Source organism: Tunturiibacter empetritectus (genome assembly GCF_014201375.1).
GTDB lineage: Bacteria > Acidobacteriota > Terriglobia > Terriglobales > Acidobacteriaceae > Edaphobacter > Edaphobacter lichenicola_D.
Genome location: NZ_JACHDZ010000010.1, coordinates 1 through 18980, shown reverse-complemented (window position 1 = coordinate 18980; position 18980 = coordinate 1). Strand labels below are relative to the sequence as shown.

The 18980-nt window shown below is 53.7% G+C and carries 15 protein-coding genes; 10 read left to right on the top strand and 5 right to left on the bottom strand.

Translation table 11 applies throughout. The features are described from left to right. Positions 1-56 precede the first annotated feature (56 nt). From HDF10_RS19935 to HDF10_RS19925, 3 genes are all read left to right on the top strand, one after another. A complete protein-coding gene (locus HDF10_RS19935) occupies positions 57-674 on the top strand; it encodes a sigma-70 family RNA polymerase sigma factor (RefSeq protein ID WP_183816631.1) in 618 nt (205 codons plus the stop codon). 502 nt (positions 675-1176) lie between these two features. Further along, positions 1177-1437, top strand: coding sequence for a hypothetical protein (locus HDF10_RS19930; protein WP_183816629.1), 261 nt, complete (start codon positions 1177-1179; stop codon positions 1435-1437). 30 nt (positions 1438-1467) lie between these two features. Further along, the gene (locus tag HDF10_RS19925) at positions 1468-2736 is read left to right on the top strand and encodes a S41 family peptidase (RefSeq protein WP_183816627.1); all 1269 of its coding nucleotides are present in this window, start codon (positions 1468-1470) and stop codon (positions 2734-2736) included. A gap of 15 nt (positions 2737-2751) precedes the next feature. Here the strand turns inward: HDF10_RS19925 and HDF10_RS19920 are convergent, their stop codons facing one another. After that, positions 2752-5349, bottom strand: coding sequence for a CHAT domain-containing protein (locus HDF10_RS19920; RefSeq protein WP_183816625.1), 2598 nt, complete (start codon positions 5347-5349; stop codon positions 2752-2754). Positions 5350-5999: 650 nt separating this feature from the next. Between HDF10_RS19920 and HDF10_RS19915 the strand changes: the two genes are divergently transcribed. The 3 genes from HDF10_RS19915 (at position 6000) to HDF10_RS19905 (ending at position 8787) form a co-directional block, all read left to right on the top strand. Next, positions 6000-7535, top strand: coding sequence for a replication initiator protein A (locus HDF10_RS19915; protein ID WP_183816623.1), 1536 nt, complete (start codon positions 6000-6002; stop codon positions 7533-7535). A gap of 201 nt (positions 7536-7736) precedes the next feature. Beyond that, entirely contained in the window at positions 7737-8444 is a 708-nt protein-coding gene (locus HDF10_RS19910) for a ParA family protein (protein WP_183816621.1), read from the top strand. Beyond that, on the top strand, positions 8434-8787 hold the full coding sequence (locus HDF10_RS19905; protein WP_183816619.1) for a hypothetical protein: 354 nt from the start codon (positions 8434-8436) through the stop codon (positions 8785-8787). Before HDF10_RS19910 ends, HDF10_RS19905 begins: the two co-directional genes overlap by 11 nt. On the opposite strand, the gene HDF10_RS19900 is transcribed toward HDF10_RS19905, so the two are convergent. Next, positions 8756-9355 (bottom strand): hypothetical protein, encoded by a 600-nt coding sequence (locus tag HDF10_RS19900; RefSeq protein WP_183816617.1) that lies wholly within the window; start codon positions 9353-9355, stop codon positions 8756-8758. The two genes, HDF10_RS19905 and HDF10_RS19900, sit on opposite strands and share 32 nt — an antisense overlap. Positions 9356-9516: 161 nt before the next feature. Here HDF10_RS19900 and HDF10_RS19895 point away from each other — a divergent pair, with 161 nt between their 5' ends. The 4 genes from HDF10_RS19895 (at position 9517) to HDF10_RS19880 (ending at position 14247) form a co-directional block, all read left to right on the top strand. Next, a complete protein-coding gene (locus HDF10_RS19895) occupies positions 9517-10584 on the top strand; it encodes a PDDEXK nuclease domain-containing protein (RefSeq protein WP_183816615.1) in 1068 nt (355 codons plus the stop codon). A gap of 129 nt (positions 10585-10713) precedes the next feature. Further along, a complete protein-coding gene (locus tag HDF10_RS19890; RefSeq protein WP_183816613.1) occupies positions 10714-11649 on the top strand; it encodes a tyrosine-type recombinase/integrase in 936 nt (311 codons plus the stop codon). Positions 11650-11839: 190 nt separating this feature from the next. After that, positions 11840-13141, top strand: coding sequence for a hypothetical protein (locus HDF10_RS19885; protein ID WP_183816611.1), 1302 nt, complete (start codon positions 11840-11842; stop codon positions 13139-13141). Further along, entirely contained in the window at positions 13138-14247 is a 1110-nt protein-coding gene (locus HDF10_RS19880; protein ID WP_183816609.1) for a hypothetical protein, read from the top strand. Before HDF10_RS19885 ends, HDF10_RS19880 begins: the two co-directional genes overlap by 4 nt. Positions 14248-14299: 52 nt before the next feature. On the opposite strand, the gene HDF10_RS19875 is transcribed toward HDF10_RS19880, so the two are convergent. The 3 genes from HDF10_RS19875 to HDF10_RS19865 form a co-directional block, all read right to left on the bottom strand. Continuing rightward, positions 14300-16681, bottom strand: coding sequence for a S8 family peptidase (locus tag HDF10_RS19875; protein ID WP_183816607.1), 2382 nt, complete (start codon positions 16679-16681; stop codon positions 14300-14302). A gap of 199 nt (positions 16682-16880) precedes the next feature. After that, the gene (locus HDF10_RS19870) at positions 16881-17897 is read right to left on the bottom strand and encodes an AAA family ATPase (protein ID WP_183816605.1); all 1017 of its coding nucleotides are present in this window, start codon (positions 17895-17897) and stop codon (positions 16881-16883) included. 269 nt (positions 17898-18166) lie between these two features. Then, complete coding sequence (locus HDF10_RS19865) at positions 18167-18538, bottom strand: single-stranded DNA-binding protein (RefSeq protein ID WP_183816603.1); 372 nt, start codon at positions 18536-18538, stop codon at positions 18167-18169. Positions 18539-18980: the final 442 nt, after the last annotated feature.

Below are 18980 nucleotides of genomic sequence, written 5' to 3'. Positions count from 1 at the left end.
ACAGACACGTAGTAAATTTGACTTCTACCCTCTAAGCGAGATGAGAGGGGCTCTTTTTGACACCATTGAGCACTTTTTTTTGCAGAGATGATTTGCCAATGACTCGGGCTCACTTACATCTCGTGGACACAAACGGAACCGTTGTTTGTGCAGAGGTCGAAACCGCTGTAGAGCGGTCGTTTCATTGGGTACTGAGGGATTACCCTCAAGTCGATCCGGCGATGATTGCGAACTGGGCTGAAGAAGTAGCTCTCAGCATGCAAGAGCGAGCAACGATCCTTATTTCACCGCAACGCTACGCATACTCCGCACTCAAAGGTAAAGTTCGCGACTGGATGAGGAGTGGAGCGGCCAGAGAGCAAGTCGCCGGGATTGGGCGTGACCTTGAAAGTATTGGTGGTCTGAGTGGTTCTTTTCAGGGCGCTATCGACCGTAAAATACTCTTTGAACAACTAAAAGCAACCCTGAATGAACGGGACAGGTATATTCTCGTTCTGCTTCTGCAAGATAAAACGAGCCCGGCAACTGTCGCGAATGCGCTGGGAACGACATACTCCGCAGCCGCGAAAGCCATCCAGCGCGTCAAAGAGCGCTTAGCTTCCACATTGACTGGTGCTCGCAAAATAGATGATCCGGGCCACGGCTCACCACAATTTTGCGAGACGAAAGGGTAGATCGTCATTGAACCCGGATCTGATGAAGGACTTCCTTCTTGAGACATTTCCGAATCCCGAGCGAAAAGGCTGTCCTGACGACAAAACGCTAGAAGCCCTGGCTGAGGATAGGCTGCCGGCAGAGCATCCGGCCCGCCTTCATGTTGGATCTTGTTCTGAGTGCTATGCCGAGTATCGGCATTACCGCTTGGATTGGGAAGAATCGAATGCCGTCGCCTCTACGCCCAACTCCGAAGCCATTTCTGGCCCTGTCGAGGTTACGCCTTCCAACTCAGCGCGAGTCCCAAAAACCTCGCGCCTGATGGCTGTTCCTTTGGCCTTGGCGGCCTCTCTGATTGTGATGTGTAGCGGCGGTTATGTGGCATTTAGGCACGACCATTCAGCGGACGCTCCGAACGTCCAGGTTGCCGCTGCTCAGCCTGTAAGCGCTACGGTTGATCTTTTCAATAGCGGCACTCTGAGAGGGGCTGATGATGAGACAACCCCATTGAAAGAGGTCTCATTGCCTGCCGCGATCGTTCGCCTCTCGGTTGTGCTTCCCCGCTTCAGCGAAGTGGGCAGATATAACGTGAATGTGTCCCAAGACAAGACTGGAAGCCAAATCATCGCAACGGGGGCCGGGAATGCGGTTGAAAGAGACGGAGGAAAGGTCTTGGTGAACGTGACGCTCGATCTGCGAGCTGCCAAGCCAGGAGCCTACTTCCTCGCGACAGTGCGCGGCACTGACAACGGAACGTACTACTATCCGCTGAAGATTAATTAGCTCCGGTTGCGGCATCATAGGTGTGTGGATATGAATACTCCCCCTAGCCGTGAATCGGGCCTGACTGGCAAAGCAAAACATGAAGTTCTTGAGCGTGTTCTCAAGGCTCTGGAATCCAAGTTCTACAAACCGGAACTCCTCGGGCATGATTGGAAGACTGCGGTCGCGAGTCATCGTGCCGCAATTGAATCTGCTGCGACGCCGGACGCCTTTGAGCAAGCGATGACAGATCTGCTCCAAACGCTCAAAACCTCCCATCTCGGGTTTTTTCATGGCACTGCACGGCGAGCATCAAGCCGTGCTGCCCTTAGCGCAACCTACCTCTCCGACGAAACACCTTACGGCTCACGGTGGATCTTCCAAGATGTGCATGACGGCGGAGCTGCGGCTCTTGCCGGAATAGAGTCGGGAAACATTCTGCTTCGGGTAGACGGTAAAGAGATTGTGCCGCCCGAGCACCCCGTCTTTCCTATGGGGTTGACCTCAACCCTCGACATCGTTGCAAATGATGGAAACGAGCGAACCGTCTCCGTTAATGTGTCGCGACCGAAAGGTAAGAAGCTGCAGTTTGTGGAGCCGACGCTTGTTCAATCAAAGAACCTGGGCGAACGTCTCGGATACCTCAAAGTCGCGATGTTTCCGGGCATGATCGGTGTTGAGGTCTCAAACGCATTGTCCGATGCCGTTGCGGAACTAGGAAATATCGGCGGGCTCATCGTGGACCTACGTGGAAATACAGGCGGGGGCGCTGGCGCTCTACGACTGATGAGCTTGATGACTCCTGACCGCGTACCGGTCGGCTATGCTCCCAACAAACGTTGGGCTAAACGTGATCTTGCCACAGAGAAAGCCAGGTTCCCGCGCTTGGGCAAGATTCCAACGTCGAAGGGCGCACTTTGGCTGCTGGGCCTGCGTTTCCTTCCAGCACTCATCACCAAGTCCCCGATTGTGTTGGAATCGGAAGGCTTGGGGCCGAAACCCTATGACGGAAGTATCGTGTTGCTCGTGGATCGTCATACGGCAAGTGCAGCCGAGATGGTCACGATATTTGCGAAGGAAAATAAGCTCGCGACGATTGTTGGTGAAAAAACGGCCGGGCGCTTGCTTTCGGCTACATCGGTGAAGGTCGGGCACGGTTTCCGTTTGGCGTTTCCAACCGGAGCTTATTACACCTGGAATGGAACGGCCCTCGAAGGAAGTCCAATCGAGCCTGATGTAGCAGCAGATTTCTCATGGCAGGAGCGGAGAAATGGTGTTGATGGGCAGCTTCAAAAGGCGCTCGAATTGATCGCGGTATAAAGCCGGCGCGCCCAATCAGATTGTACCGTTGGGATCTCCGACAACTTGGAAGCTGGCCCAGTAGTACGGCGGCACTCCCTTGTCTAGCAGCTCCATTTGAGCAGCACGAAGAGCGTCTACTTTCCTTTGGTGGTTGGCGAGCTGTGAGTAGAACTGCGCCATCAGGTGTTCGGTGGTGTGGTCCTCCAGCTCCCAAAGCGTGGACACAACGGAATCGGCTCCTGCCTCGATAAAGGCGTTCACAAGGTTTGCTACACCCGTTTGTCCAACCGGGCCGACACCGGTATTGCAGGCTGAGAGAGTGACCAATTTCGCTTTCAGATGGAGGCCGCGGATCTCGCGCACTTGCAACAAGCCGTCCTCTGCACTGGTCGTTTGTTCCGGCGCGAATACCAACGCTGATCGGTCGGGATAGTCCAGGTCGGCGTACCCATGAAGAGCAAGATGTACAACCTCCGTACTCTCCATCGAGACTTGCTTGAAACGCGATTCCGTCGCGTCTGCACCTAAGAGGATCGTGCTTGGATGTGGCAGGTCGCCCGCGATTGTTTCCACTTCTTTCTTGCTGTCCGGGAGCGGGATAAGCTGGCTGCGCTGAGGTCCGTTTATAGCTCTTAGAACCGGATTCCGGTTGTCGGCAGGCTGAGTCCAGGCAGCGACTCCGATGTATGGCATGGCAACCGCTTCCCTGCTTTCGCTGCGTCTCGATAGCAGCTCGTAGACTGTGGACGATGGTGCTACATCGACCGTATGTGTCTTGAGGACGTACGCGGAACGATCAGCAAGCGCCGAAAATGGCAGAAGATGAAGTGAGCCATCGGGAATAATCACAAGGTCTGCTTTTTCGCTGTACTGCTTGATTGGCTCTAGTAGTTCCCAAAAGAGTTGCTGTGCGAGAGCTCGATCTTCCTTCTGATCGTGAATTTCCTTCCTGTAGCGGTTGGCGTCTGCTTCAATCACGCTCTTGGAAGGCAAACGGTAAGGCGTCACAGTCTCGCGTGTGATGGCGAAAGCATAGGAGTTGGGTTCTGCAAGCACGTATTCGATCAGTAGGGCGTTTGCCGATAGGCTGCGCTGCAACTCCGACAAACGAACTGGATGCGCGATGGTCTGCTGCGTTAGCGCGCTGGGGCTGATCCGCAGCTCAGTGTTGTATATCGCGCTCGTCAGCGCTTCCCTTCTAGCGGGGTCGTCGGTGTTGATAAGGGCGACGTTTAGCTCCGTCAGTTCCCTTTCTTCCGGCGTGGACGCGTGAACGGGTTGGCTCGTGTGGTGTTCAAGTGCCTCTGTTTCGATACGGCCACGCACTTTCTCTAGCATCTGTAATGCTTCGTTGTAGTGCTTTTGAGCGCAAAGAGAAGCGAAGTAGCCCGAGTAAACATCGCTCATCTCCGCAAGTAAGTATCGTTCAATGTTCGTTGTCGCGGCGTGCTGGATCATTTCATCGACCAGGGCGACACTCTTTCGATAAAGAGTGTCTGCTTCCTGGGCGTGGCCCATCTTCTCAGTAATCTCAGCCTTGATGGCGAGATTGCGCGGAACTAGGTAAAGCTCGTCGGCAATGTGGGTGTTCGCTGCAATGGCCGCGTCTATCGCGCCCAAAGCTGCGGTAAGCTCGCCGGTGTGCTCGTAGGCTTGAGCAAGCAACCCTCCTGCATCCGTTACCCCGCGATAGTTGTCGGTTTTTTCTGAAATCGTGACTGCTTGCATGTAATCCGAGATCGCAGCGCTCCACTCTCCTCGCTCTCGGTTGATGGAGCCACGAGAGATGTAAACCTGCGCCTTATGCTGTTCGTAAATGGTTCCCTGAAGCCGCGAGAGAGATGCGTTGGCAAGAGCCAAGGCTGAATCGTACTGTTTCAATCCCGCGAGCGCGTCGATCTTCGCGTAAACCGCTATCGTTGGGTATGCGAGAGCTGGATTCGACTCTGCAATCTTGATTGCCTGATCGAGCGGAGTAAGCGCCTCTTTATAGCGGCGAAGCTGCACGAGTCCAGCTCCGAAGACGCTTGCATAGCGGACGGTCGCGGCGGGATCGTGTTCGACTTTTGAAAGTCCCCACGCTCGCACAACCTGCTTCTTAGCTGTATCGGTGTCGCCAAGGATAAAAGCGGCGATGCCCTGCTCGCCTTCAGCTCGTGAGGCAAGTTCGAAATGGCGTTGCTTCAATGCAAGCGCCTTTACTTCCTCCCATGTAGACCGTGCCTGTCCCGCGTCGTAATTCGTCTCCAGCATTCCCCGGATTGTGAGAATACGGAGTCTGGTTTCGGCCTCTTGAGCTGCAGGGCTTTCCAGGTCTTGGGTCAGTTGGAAGATTTTGCCCGGAACACTTCCCGATTCGTCCGGTGGGACCTGGCTCACTTCGGCATACAGCGCTTTGGAGCGTTGCTTTTGAGCGTCGAACAGATGCTGCGCTCTCGCGTACAAAGGCTGTGCATCTGCCCAGCGATTCCCCCATGCTAAGGAATCGGCCCTGTCGAGCAAGCCTTCTGCTGACTCAGGGGGAGCGGAGCTGTGGTGCGGTGAAATCAGGTAAAAGTAAGTGCTTCCAAGGACTACGAGGGTGACACCGATAACTGCAAGAATCCTTTTGCCCCAGCTGGCTCGCGACATTGCATCATCTTATCGAAGATGTACACATATTTGTGTGTAGGAAGCTCTCTTGTCCTCAGTGCCTGCCGCGAATCACGTATCACTCGTTCTTCGTTGTGCCAGCCAACCTCTCTAGGTGGAATCAAGGCGATTAATAGAGAGGTTGACTGGCACGCCCACGACCTAAATGATTTGTTTGCATCATTTCCGTTGCATTTCCCACACCCACCCTTCAGCGTTTTTGCCAGCGTACCTCTCGCTCAGTTGAAATTCGCTGAATTGGGGTGTCAAAACTTCCGAATTAGAGAGGTTGGCTGGCAAAAAGAGGGTCTTGGGGTGCGCTAGACGAGCTCCGATTGGGTTTGGGAACACCATAGAGAGGTACGCTGGCAGCAAGAACAGCGTAGAGAGGTCCGCTGGCAGCAAATAGAGAGGCTCGCTGGCAGAATAGAGAGGTCTGCTGGCATTAAGCGAGAGGAACGCTGGCACAGGTAGTGAGAGGTGTGTTGGCAGCCCTAGAGAGGTGCGCTGGCAAAGATAGAGAGGTGCGCTGGCAAAGATTGGGGTATAAACGTAGGCACAACAGCCACTTGCAAAAGCCTATAGTACTTAAAGGATTTTAAAGTATTTGCTTTTCTTATAGTATTCACCAAGCAACAACAGTTCACACGATGTCAAAATCACTGGCCCACAAAACGGAACGTTCAGCACCGTTGTTGCCTGTTGCTGTTGATCCTGATTTGGTTCGTTTCGAAAAGAATCTCCTGTCGATCGGATTCTTTGGCGCCAATGATTCACGCGACAAGAATCGCACATCACGGCGCATCGAGCAGATCGTTTTCCGAAATGGGCACAAAGTCAAAGTTGCAGCTGAATTCCGCGGATCGGAGCAGCTCGGACTTCCTTCTACGACAGATCGAGACAAGTTCATTGCTTTGTTGAAGATACTCAGTGAAGAGCGCGTCAAAACTGGCCAGATTGCGAATCCGATCCGCTTTAGCGGCTATCGCATGATTCAGGAGCTGGGCCTGTCGCGCAACGGAGAAATCTACGAAGAAATTGTGCGCTGGGGTAAGCGCATGACCGATACCACGATTACTTCTGAAAAGGTGGTCTATCGCGCTGCAAAGAAGGTCTACTCGGATGAAGTGCTGCACGTTTTCCGCTCGTTTAAGCGGACCGGGGAGAGCAATCTCAACGGAACGGATAGGCAGGAACATTACGAGGTGATGCTCGAAGAGTGGTTGATCGAGAACCTCAATCAGCGGTACGTCATCCCCGAAGATTTCAATGCCTACAAGATGCTCACGCGGCCGACTGCGAAGGGTATCTTTGGCAACCTGCATCTCTGGTTTCATGCTAGCCAGGGGAGGCAGGTCGAAAAAGACTATGCCGAACTGTGCAATCTGCTCAACGTGCAGGTCTACCCTCATCTGTCGAAGATCAAATCGACCATGGGTCTCGCGCTGAATGAGCTTGTGAACATCAAGTACCTCGACAAATGGGACGTGCAGCCCATGTCCAGCAAAGATGGGTACAAAATCGTACTTGCGCCTGGTCCTGCGTTGATGCTCGTTCTACGTGAGTCATATCCGGAGCAGCAAGAATTGCCAGCCGCTAAATCAGAAGTGTCGAAGCTTCCCTCCTCTCCGGAAGATGAGGCAATCCAGCTCTTGAAGAGACACGGCATCTTGCCCGCGAAGTGCTTGGCGTTAGTCGAGCGCTTCGGCGCTGACTTGGTCTGCGATACGGTCGAGTACCTCGAATCGCAGATGAATTCTGGTAAACGAAACGGCGTCGAGAACCCTGCCGGACTTATCATCTACTCGCTGGAGAAAGATCTTCCAGTCCCTGCTGGGTTCATCAGCAGCCGCCGGCGCGAAGTGATGCGGCAAGCCGCTGAACGCGATCGTGCTAAGGAAGAGGCCCGACGGGCTTTGGAAGCGGCCTACATGCGCTGGGTAGACGGCAAGCGTCAAGAAGCATTGGCCGAACGCTATTCTGGCGACGAACTCGAAGCTAAACTCTCCGAAGTCATCAAGAAAAACAGCAAAGGCGACACGTTCTTCCGGCGCGTACCTCCTGCCCAGCATCGGAACCTCGCCCTGCAGCTCATCATGAAAGAGATCCGCGACGGTCTCGTTCTTCCCTCTTTCGAGGAATGGAAGTCGCAAAACGGACAAATTGACCTCTTCCAAGCAAACTGAGCTCATTCCTAGTTTTCCCCCCAAAATCTCCTTGCAACAAGCGATATAGCTGCGACAAAGTTGCGATAAGCAATATCGCAACTAAACTAACGCTTTGTATACTGCAAGTTGCGACAATAAATATTGCTGCGATATAGGTGCGACACTGCGATATAGTTGCAATATCGCAGCGACAAGCAATGTCGCAAGAAAGAGTGTTTTATGCCTGTAATTGCAGTTTCAAATCCGAAGGGCGGGGCCGGGAAGAGCACTACAACACTACTGCTTGCAACTTATCTCGCTCAAAGCGGAGCGTCGGTGTGTGTTCTCGATGCAGATCCGAATCAACCGATCATGGATTGGAAGACGAACGGGGTATCGAAAACTACTTTGAAGGTCATTGGTGGGATCAAAGAGTCGAACCTGATGGAGGTACTCGACGCGCAAAACGATCAATTCGTTTTCATAGACCTGGAGGGAACCGCCAGTGTCCTCGTATCCCGTTCGATCGCTATGTCGGATTTCGTAATTATTCCGGTACAGGCCAGTGCCGTCGACGTGAGACAAGCAGGCAAGGCGATCCGGGCCGTAAAAGATGAGGAGAAGGTAGCTCAACGATCAAATATGTTGCGCAAGATTCCTTACCGAGTGCTGATGACGCGCACTCCTGCGCCTGGTGCTCCGGTGTCATCCGTTCAACGCCAATTGGAGTCTGAATTGGTGGACGCGAAGGTGCCTCGATTCCGTACGAGCCTTGCGGAACGTCTGGCGTACAAGGCGATCTTCGTTGAAAGGCTTACTCTTTCGGAGTTGGGTGAGCATAAGGTCGGCAATCTCGAAGCTGCCTATCAAAATATTCATGAGTTGGTAGAGGAACTGGTCGAGACTCTCCGCGAGCTAGATAGAAAGAGGTATCCAAATGAGCAGTAAATTTGGCCTCATAGATGAGTCGGACGACGTTATCGAGCGATCTGAAGGGAAGATTGACTTGTCGGGGTTCCCCCCGGTCCAGAAAAGATCTCCTATCGATCTCGCTGAGGTAGATGCGGCTGCGGCTCCACATGGTTTTGTGAGCCGCGAGGCTGTCCCTGTAATTACTGAGGCAGCAGTTATCCACGGACGACGGCGCCGAGCAGTGCCGGCGGAGCCTACACGTCATCTGGCGGTGCGTATGGTGCAGTCGCAGTACGATCGGTTCGTCGGCTACGCTGATCGATACAAGCTTACCTATCACGACGCCATTACGAAGCTGTTGGACGCTGTTGGGGAGTAGCGTCGCTGCCGCGAGTGGACTCCAGGTTGGAAAGCTCCTGCAGCATAGCCTCGAACTCGGAGCGATTAGGGCTGCCGTCGTCTGCAACCTCTTGAACCTCGTATCTCCTAGCCAACTCGTCGCCGTCCGTCTCGATTGCGCGGGCGAGGCTATACATCGCTTGGGCGAGATCCTCGATCGTACGAAAGCTCACAATCATCTGGCCGGGAATGAACTCGATATTTGCGGGAAGGGAATCGAGCTGCATTGGTTCTACGTCACGACGAACAAGGGTGCGCAGCTTCTTGCGTGAGACTTCTCTCCCCTGGACGCGGATGAGATCCAGCTCAGCTGAAGGATCATCGGCCTTATGGATGCGATCGAGGAAATCGGCGAGTACCTGACGTTCTACGAGCCGCGACCGGCCGATGGCTGTGGTTGGGAGCATCTCCAGTAAGAGTTGGGCGGCGCGGGGCTGCACCTGGAAGAGCGACTCGATTTCCTTACGCTCGTAATGGGAACGGACGGAAGAGGCCACCGCCCGTCGGATTTCGTGTAGTCGAGTGATCCATGAGATGGGTCGTGGCATCGTTCCTCCTTGGAAGATTCCTTTACGTATTAGGATTTTAGGATGATTTACAAGAGAAGGGAATAGCTGCGCATATGCGCATTAACACTTGTGAGGCTTCTTGATTTATTACCTACGACAATGTCAATTGTCTTAGTAAATTTTTGTGCTAGGCTGAATTGGTGAAAAATAGCCTCCAGCTACCCTCCGGCTACCACGAGCTCCTGCAGGAGCTCAAAACCCGCATCCGTGGTGCCCAGGTTCGGGCCGCCTTCGCCGTTACCCGGGAGCTGGTTCTACTGTACTGGTCGATCGGCCGGGAGATCAGCCAGAGATTCGACCGGGAAGACTGGGGTGGCAAGATCGTCGACCGGCTATCCAAGGACCTGCAGGCCGAGTTTCCCGGTGTCGAGGGCTTCAGCCCCCGTAGCCTCCGTTATATGAGGACTTTCGCGGAGGCTTGGCCGGACGAGCCAATTTTGCAGCAGCTTGCTGCAAAATTGCCATGGGGTCACCACATGGTCCTCCTCGACCGGGTGAAGGAGGGCGAGACTCGGGAATGGTATCTCCGCGCCGCCCTAGAGAACGGCTGGAGCCGTAATGTCCTGGTCCACATGATCTCCGGCCAACTTCGTGAGAGGGAAGGGAAGGCGCTGACCAACTTCCAGCGAGAGCTGCCCCCTCGAGAGTCCGATCTGGCGGAGCAGATCCTCAAGGACCCCTACAACTTCGATTTTCTCACTGTGACGACGGCGGCGAAGGAAAGAGAGATCGAAAATGGCCTCCTGAGCCATCTCCGGGATCTTCTCCTAGAGCTGGGCCGCGGATTCTCCTTTGTAGGTAGCCAGGTTCCGCTCACCGTGGACGATCGAACCTTCTACATCGATCTGCTCTTCTACCACGTCCGTCTGCACCGCTATTTTGTCTTCGAGCTCAAGGTCGGTGACTTCGAGCCCGAGTACGCCGGCAAGCTCAGCTTCTACCTGGCTGCCGTGAACCGCACGTTGCGAACTCCGGTCGAGGGTCCGAGCATCGGGGTTCTGCTGTGCGAAAGCCGAAGCGGTCCCATGGTGGAGTTTGCTCTCGAAAACATCAATCAGCCGATCGGGGTGTCCACCTATCGGGTAACCCGCGAGTTGCCGGCGCCGATTCAAGATGAGCTGCCCACGGTCGAGGACCTCCAGGAGGTCGTCAACAAGCTCCGCACAGAGATAGAGACGTTGCGGAGGGAGCCGAGCAATGGGGAATAAAGCGTTCCGTATTAGTGGGGAACGAGGGATCGCTGGGTCCGGTCAATTTTGCAGCAGCCTGCTGCAAAATTGGGATTTGAACACTCATCGCCCTTATGAAACGGTTCGTACCGGTACCGGTGGGATGGTATGAGCGCCTCGCTCGCTCTAATGCACTCGGCCGGTGCGTCTCCGCTCGACCGCGCTGCGGCATTCCAGGCTTTGCGGGAGATGGTGCTGAACTCTGTTGTATCAGAGCATTCCAAACGCAACTATGCCAAGGCCCTGGATGAGGTCTTCGCGCTGTGCGAGGAGCGAAAGCAGCCGTTATCTCGTGCACTTTTGATGGAGTACCGTGCCGCCATGTTGGAGAAGAAGCTGAGCGCCTCCACCGTGAACGTTCGTTTGTCTGCCGTTCGCAAGCTGATCGGCGAGGCACAACGCAATGGAATCATCGGCGCGGAAGAGGCCGCCAACCTCGCCGGCGTGCCCAACCTCTCCCAGAAGGGAACCAGGGTGGGGAACTGGCTCACGCGGGAGCAGGCCAAGGAGCTGCTTACGGTCCCCGACCGCTCCAAGATCAAGGGCAAGCGGGACTACGCAATTTTGGCGTTGCTGCTGGGCTGCGCTCTGCGGCGGCAGGAGCTGGCCAGTCTGGACGTTGACGGTATCGAGATGCGCGAGGGCCGATGGGTCATGCCCGATCTTTGTGGAAAGGGCGGACGAGTCCGCACCGTGGCAATTCCACTCTGGGTCAAGCACGGAATCGATGCTTGGATGATAGCGGCCAGGATCGAGGACGGCCGCTTACTGCGGCCGCTTTCCAAGAGTGGGAAGTTGATAGGCGACGAGTTGGGCGACTGGGCCATTTGGTCGATTGTCGAACAGTGTGCAAAGCAGATAGGAATCGAACACTTCGGCGCACATGATTTACGCCGGACCTGCGCCAAGCTCTGTCGCAAGAACGGCGGCGATCTGGAACAGATCAAGTTTCTGCTGGGTCATTCATCGATTCAGACGACGGAGCGTTATCTTGGGTCCGAGCAGGACATTGCTGTCGCAGTGAACGACAATCTAGGTTTCTAAAGATACTGATAAGCTGGAACTTCCCAATGACTAACTGCTTTCCCAACGCGGCCCCAATCGGCCAACTACCGGAGATATCTAGAATTTGATTGCAAGATCCATATAAGAGCTGCCGTCGTCCAGCATTGATGCTATGTGCCAGCGATTGCGTGAGATAGTGTTACCCGTCGCCGATCAACCTGGAGGAAGAATGGCAGGATTTACAGATGCAGCAAAGGCCGTTATTCGATGTAACGAGATTCAGACAGCTCTCGGCTCAATGGAAGTTCCTGAGTTCGAAACGCTCCCTGAGATGGGGATGGCTGCACGACTTGCGCTCCACATACAAGGGTTGCCACTCATCAATTACGAACTGCTGAAGCTCGTGGCAAGTCATTATCTTAAGATCCCAAAGCTTGCGGTTGAACGTGTTGTTCGGCTCCTAGCAGAGGTCGAATTCGTACGGCTTCAGACCCTGGGAACAACAATCATCGCCGTTCTCCCAACTGTTCCGTTCTACGAGAAGCTGTACAACGATCTTGGTCAGTTCGTGGGGACGTCGAAAGCATTCAATGAGCCCGAAACTCTTGCACTCACGATCGTTGAGAGATTAGCCAACTCGCCAGAAAAGTCGGATTCGCTCAGCAACAAGCTAGGTAGCGACAACGCGCTATTTCGACGGAGCATCTCCATTGGGACGCAAGGTAACTTTCTTATATCCCGCAGGTTCCGCGGGCGAGATATACTCATCAATCCGTCGTACTTTTCGGAAAACGCTGACATTTTTGCGGATGCGGTAGCCAAAACAGGCTCAAAGAGCATTTCATCTCTCTTGAAGTCCATCAGGCAGTATCAAGGTTGGCCGCTAGGTCTTATCGAGAAGAAGGCCAAACTTGGTGAGAGCGACGTAGCTCCAGATCAAATCGAATTACTTCGTCGGTTAGCACAGGACGGTATGGTCAAGCCGCCGACGATCGAGACCCCACACTCGGGCAAGAACCATTTTATCTTCACGCCTACGCCTGCCTCTGGCGTCCTTTCTTTGGGCCGGAGAGACATTTATGAGAAGGCAATGGCAATTGTCGCTGCAGTCAGACAGGGCCAACTTCTACCTAAGGCATATGCGATCAGGAGTCCGGGTGCTGTTCTTTATACACTGCAACGAGATCTTCAACTGGGTCGTGCTACGACCGAAGCTAATCAGCAATATAAACAGCTATCTATCTCACGAATCGCGATGCTTGAAGACGTCGGAAGTGGATTTTCTATTCTGAAGATCATTGATACTCCGGAAAATCGAGAAGCCCTCGATATAGCCTACGACCTGGTTAACGATGGAGCTTCAAAAGGGCTCGAAGTAGATCAAGATGCACGCAAAGCTATGCAGCAGAATCAGGAATACGTTGAGTCAGCGATTGCATCTGCCGAAATGCGAAAGACCGAGACCGTCACATTGTCAGAAGAGCAATCCGAGCAACTCGAGCTGCTATTCATGAGGGGACTTACCAAATGATCAATGATCGCGCCCTCAAGGCGACCTCTCTCAGATACATCGTCGCAAAAGGCTATTTTCCGCAGCTTGAGGTTGTCGTTGCACCTGATTTGTCGACAGGAGCAGGGAGTAGGAAAAAGGGACCCGCGCTTACAGATGTAGATGTGCTTGGTCTGATCCCTGACGACTTTGTCGCATTCCGCAAACTTCTAATTGACTGTAAAACTCTCAAGAATCAATCTCCAATCTCCAGAGCGTTTTGGATGCGTGGATTGATGGACGAAATGAAAGCAGAGAGGGGCCTCTGCGTGATGCGCGGTGAGCGGATTGAGCCGGATCATCGTATCAGTGCTGCTCGGCTGGGCGTCATGCTCCTCACCGAAGAAGAGTTTGAAATTTACATCAAAGCGACGAGCACCACGCACCTTCTAAATGCAAGGGAACCTCACTCAACGCAGATGAATCTGTGGGAGCTGTTTCTAGACCTCAGAATTAAGTACCCGCCGCTCGAAAAGATGATCACATTCTCGACCGTCGATTTTTGGCAGTTTACAAGTGCCGCCGATGCGTTGAGGGCAAATATCACTTTGCTCCGAGGCTTGCGAGGAGAGTTAGACCCGAGCAAACTTGAACATAAGGCTCTCGTCTTGGATGCGTGTGCTCTGATGGCTATATCGCTCTCCGAAGTGGTTCATCTTATTTTCGCAAGCTATTTGCTTCCTAAAACTCAAGCGGAGCTTTCGGAAGCACTTCTGATGGTCCTCTACGGGGGGAAGGGGAACTACGAGACACTTAACTCGCTCCGGAAATTGCTTCGTGTCTCCACTGAGTCTCCGCGAGAGGACTTAACTTTGCCTGAATGGGAACGTTTCGTCCAGTTGGTGCGCGAGACACTGGAATCACCGCTGGCGCTCGGTCTGGTTCCATTGCTGCTCAGGGAATGCGCGTGGTCCTATCTTGGCGACGGCTCCACCGCTTATGCGATGACGCTAGCCAGCCAGAATCTCAGTGCCGGTAAGTATGCACTTCTAGCGTGCGAATATCTTTGTGAGGCGGCTAAGCTCCCACCGGAATTTAGGCACGATCTTTCCTCGATGCTCTTGGGATTGCAAATGGTACACAATTGAGCCTATTTCCAAAACGTCGGATATGAAGTGTCGAGTCTGCTCCTAGGGCCTACTACACCTCGACAGCTATTGGAGTTTGTATGAGCTGCTTGATCTCTGAATATAGCAGTGCTTCATTGTTCTTTGACGTGATTGAAATGATTAGGGAGTAGCGGATAGAAGACCCGTACTTCTTCTCCTTCTTGAGCTCCTTCCACCAGCCTCCGACAGGAATTATAGCGATTCTATTTCGAAGGGCGAGAGATGCCGCGGATCCAGTCCAAACATCGCTGTGAAGCGAACCAGCCGAAATCATTTGATTTCCGAAATGCCAATCTGGATCCGGCTGAGCAGGTAAGACATTCGCATCAGCGTCTCTTGCCAAAGCGTTGAGCCGCATTATGAAATCGGCTTCTGTTTCTCCAACTCGCCTCATCTGAAAGCGGAGGCCGCAGGACCGATATCGATTTGGCATCACCGGCGTCATTTCACCTAAATTCGGTTCAACGAAATACGAGAGCGTGACCCTCAAACGAACGTCCTCCGCTCCCAAATTCTGCAAAACAGAAATTGGCCAAGGAAGGTCATATACGTGGAGCTCAAAGAGCTTCGGATCTGATGTCACGTTCTTGCCATGCTTTTCGGTCGTTTCCCGAAAGAACGGTTGCAATTCTGCCTGGCTAATCATGCAAAGGTCGTTTTGTGCGGATGCGATGGCTTTTTCAAGACTTGGAACTCCGTAACCGAAGTGGCGGGCTAGTTGCGCCTTATCCATTTTTGTCGCTGCCTCATCCATTCGTGCATTCATCCACGGCGTCCAGGCAGCGCTATGGACCATAAGAGCCCTAATGGTTTCTGGCCACCAGTCGTCATCTGCAGACATGAGTCGGCCTGCCATTCCTGCAGCCTGTGCTGTAGCCGGGCTGGTGGCCCAGAAAGTGGTTAGCGGCTCGTCGAGGAAATCCTTCGCAGTTGTTAGAAGAGAGAGAGAACTTAGGCCGGACAGAAGTTCACTCTCATTTGGACTTAGAGCGCGGTTTCCCGCCTCGAACACGATTTCCGGTTTGATCGGGGTGCGAGAGTGTTCCCAATCCGTCGAGACGCGACTGAACGGGCTTAAACTTCCGGCTTCTGCAAAGGGGGTCCACTCGAAGTAGTCGGTTTCGTCTTGGTGGATCTCTGATTTGTTAGTGAAACCACCAACGGATAATGCATTCCAGCTTTGCGCAGGATCCTCAATGGGGAATTCGCCCGGAACCTCGACTTCATCGGGTAAAGCGGTATCTCGAATGTTGCCTGCGGAAACGAAAAAGAGTCTCCGCTCGTTCCCAAGCGCATCATCACCGTGCATTGACCCGGCGCAGATTTGATCTAGGGCTGCGCTCCAGCTTGACGGAACTTCCCCAGAGACATCTTCGTTTGTGATTGCCATGCAGAAGGCTCTTTTCCGGTGAGGTGCATTGATCTCAGCTTCGGAAACACCGGACTGCGTGATTGCGCCATAGGTGTCTGGTCCGTTGGGAGGAAAAGCGGGTGGCGGAATCACTTTGACAGATTCTAAGATGAACGGGATCTCGACCGCCCCAGATCCGATAAGGGGTTGTGTCAGGTCAGAAAACAAAATGGAGCCGGCCATGTTAGTGCCATGGCCTAGTGGACTTGTGTCGTCAGAACCCCAGCCCTCGACAACGGCTAAGCAGTCCCTGTCGGCGAGTGAACCTCCAATTAGCGGGTGTGCCCGGGCAACTCCCGTGTCTAGAAGGCAGATTGCCGGGCTGTCTTCATTGTGAAGAGATAAGCGACCTACAAGGTCATCAACCCAAGGCAGTTGTTCACGCTGAACTGTGGTCGTGAAAAAAACAGGTGAATCAGACGCATAGCGAAGTTGTTCTACGGCAGACGTGTTGTCAATCAGAACTTGGAGCTGCTCTCTGGTTCCGTGAATTGGCACGATGGTTATGTCGGGGAACGTCAAAGTCCGGTCGCTGATCGTAAACCCGATCTGTTCTGCGATCGAGTGGAGTTCATTAGTTTGATCTTTCCAGGTCCAGCATTCCCACCACAACACTTTAGTCGCATCCTCAGTGAGTGCTCTTCGGTCGGTCCACAAAGACGAGACGCTTGCTGGACGGATTGCTCCTAGTGCTTCAAACTTTTCCCTCTGCGGAATATTACCCATAGCGGTCTCTTTGTTGGTGTAAGCGTGGAGCTTCTCCCCGAAAAATTCTTTGGCCGAATCTGGAACAAAAAGGCTAGCTATCTGCGACTCTTCTGCTGCAGGCCGCACGGCTCCCAAACGAACTCCCTTGGTCATCCAGACAAGTTCCGGCATTGGCCGACCAGGTAAGCTTTGAACTTCAACGTAAACGCCGGGGCGCTTTCGCCTTGCATTGGCGAGTTGAGCCCCAACCCGCTGGCGCGCTGCATCATAAGCGGCCGAAAACTCGCGGGACAAACGTGCGCCCCTCACTTGACGGTCTATGGGAGGAGGGTCGGCATCTCGATTAGTTGGCGGCGGCGCATACCTGGACGCACGTTGAAAACGCTCTATACGAAAATGTGGAAGATTATGGGAAGGAGGCGGGGTCGTTTGAGGGGCCATCGTAGCTTTACTGCTCCTGAACTACTTGAACCTTGGGAGCAGCCAGTCTATCTCACTTGACCGAGTCGAGTAGACCGAGGAGTTGCTTCCGGTGATGCAGGGCACCTAAAAGATCCGCTTCTCTGAGGACAGATTCGCCAGAGAGTATTGCATCTCTCACAACCTCGTCCGCTGCTTTTACTACTTCTGCTTGGCTGAGACCAAGTCCACCTGCTGCAACAAGCGTCCAATCTATTGAACGTGAATCTAGATGCGAAGTCCGTTTTCTCAAGACACTTTCGACAATCTTGGGCCCCGGGAGAGGATAAATAACTACATCGTCAAAGCGACGAAGTAACGCTGGATCGAGTAATTCCGGATGGTTCGTAGCGGCGACAATTGGGCTGTCGGTGCTATTGTGCTCCTCCAAGAACTGGAGGAAAGAGTTCAAAACGCGCCGCATCTCTCCGACATCATTGTCGGTAGTGCGCTTGCCACCGATCGCGTCGAACTCGTCGAAAAGATACACTGCGCGTTCGATTGCAATCTGATCGAAAATCAGACGGAGCTTGGCGGCTGTCTCACCCATGAACCGACTTATGATGGCGTCAAGCCGAAGCGCATGTAGAGGCAAATGCAGTTCCCCCGCCAAGGCCGACGCCGTAAAGGTCTTCCCGCTTCCTGGCGGGCCTATCAACAGCAGCTTTGATTTCGGTGTTCTCGAATGCTCTCTGAGCTTTTCTCGTTGCCTCTGCTGCCGCACAAAGTTCTTAAGGCGGGCAGCGACATCCGAAGTAAGACTGAGGTTTTCGAGATTGATCTTGGGTAAGGTTGCGACGAATAGGCCTTGGAGTTCGCCGCGAGGTTTCGCGAAGGATACGACGCTACCTGCTTTTTTTGTTTCCAAGCGTGGTGCAAGGTGCTTCTTTGATCTGGCCAAGTCGACCTGTGACTTCAGCTCAGTTGCGACCTCAATCCTTCCCCGCCTTGCCTCAGTCGCCGCAACCTGTAGGGCGATCGCGTAGAACTGCTCATCATCACCTTCATTCAGGCTTTGGAGAAGAGCGATCATTTGGCGAGCGGTAATCATAAGGGCCTTTATTCCCTCTGAGTGCAGATGGGCAACGGTATCATTCCATTGTCTCAACTTGGAAGATAAATGACCACGTGCACCAACAGAATGACGATCGTGCAAGTCCAGAACATCCGATTATCGGATTCAGCATAGGTCCGGTAAACAATCAAGGTGACCCCGGATGGTGGATGTCGGCTAGCATTTGGCAGATCCTCTGAGGCTCCGCGGTGTTGACTGCTTGCACAGGTGGATGAGCCGGCCGGCTCATCCACCCTAGCCGACGACTACTCGTCGTCTGCTCCGTCCGAAGGATCATCCGCGGCCTCGATCTTCGAGAGCCGCTTCATGCTGGTGGCATGGACTTCGGTGATCCGGTGCTTGAACCTAGTGCCCTCGACGTCATCCTCAATCTCGCGATAACGCAGAGTGCCTTCAAGAGTGACTAGCTGCCCCTTCTGGAGGGTTTTGGCGAATTTGGACAGATTGCTCCAGGCAAAGACGCGATGCCATTCGGTGCGGGTTTCGTACTCGCCTTTGTCGTTCTTCCAGCTCTCCTGAGTTGCGATGTTGAGGGTGACGTACTCTTTATTGTTCTGGGCGGTTTTGGCTTCTGCGTTCTGTCCGAGGCGGCCGATGAGGATGACTTTGTTGAACATGGTGTTTGGCTCCATTTCTTTTGGTTTGTCCGCTGGATGCGGTACATGCTTGCCCAACGGGTGTGCCGTCGCGACCCACTCCCTCGGCGACTGGATAGAATCTGCGGAAGGGGACCCAAACTTGCTTTGGGGCAGGAGTCCGCACCTCTTGAGAGGCGCGCAGCGGGTTCTGGGAAGGAGAGCGTGCGTCCGAAGGGCGGGGGTGTCTTGAGCGAGGCACGCTGAACGCAGATAGAAAGGCAAACCGGAAGGGAGCTGCCCTGTTCAATGGCGTTCCTCACGGTGCGAGTAGCAAAAGCCAGCTCAGAAACTAGAAGAGCCATCCCACAAGCAGGAGGAAGAATGACAAGAGCAGATGCAACACCGATGCTCATCGTTCGGCCCATCTCCTCGCCTTCCCCATGGTTCTCTGTATGTAGGCAGCTCGCCTGGTAGGACTGGA

What these genes read in the sequence shown, in the direction of transcription:
- HDF10_RS19925 (WP_183816627.1), top strand. Translation starts at nt 1,468, where the DNA reads ATGAATACTCCCCCTAGCCGTGAATCGGGCCTGACTGGCAAAGCAAAA.
- HDF10_RS19920 (WP_183816625.1), bottom strand. Translation starts at nt 5,349, where the DNA reads ATGTCGCGAGCCAGCTGGGGCAAAAGGATTCTTGCAGTTATCGGTGTC.
- HDF10_RS19915 (WP_183816623.1), top strand. Translation starts at nt 6,000, where the DNA reads ATGTCAAAATCACTGGCCCACAAAACGGAACGTTCAGCACCGTTGTTG.
- HDF10_RS19910 (WP_183816621.1), top strand. Translation starts at nt 7,737, where the DNA reads ATGCCTGTAATTGCAGTTTCAAATCCGAAGGGCGGGGCCGGGAAGAGC.
- HDF10_RS19905 (WP_183816619.1), top strand. Translation starts at nt 8,434, where the DNA reads ATGAGCAGTAAATTTGGCCTCATAGATGAGTCGGACGACGTTATCGAG.
- HDF10_RS19900 (WP_183816617.1), bottom strand. Translation starts at nt 9,355, where the DNA reads ATGCCACGACCCATCTCATGGATCACTCGACTACACGAAATCCGACGG.
- HDF10_RS19890 (WP_183816613.1), top strand. Translation starts at nt 10,714, where the DNA reads ATGAGCGCCTCGCTCGCTCTAATGCACTCGGCCGGTGCGTCTCCGCTC.
- HDF10_RS19885 (WP_183816611.1), top strand. Translation starts at nt 11,840, where the DNA reads ATGGCAGGATTTACAGATGCAGCAAAGGCCGTTATTCGATGTAACGAG.
- HDF10_RS19880 (WP_183816609.1), top strand. Translation starts at nt 13,138, where the DNA reads ATGATCAATGATCGCGCCCTCAAGGCGACCTCTCTCAGATACATCGTC.
- HDF10_RS19870 (WP_183816605.1), bottom strand. Translation starts at nt 17,897, where the DNA reads ATGATTACCGCTCGCCAAATGATCGCTCTTCTCCAAAGCCTGAATGAA.
- HDF10_RS19865 (WP_183816603.1), bottom strand. Translation starts at nt 18,538, where the DNA reads ATGTTCAACAAAGTCATCCTCATCGGCCGCCTCGGACAGAACGCAGAA.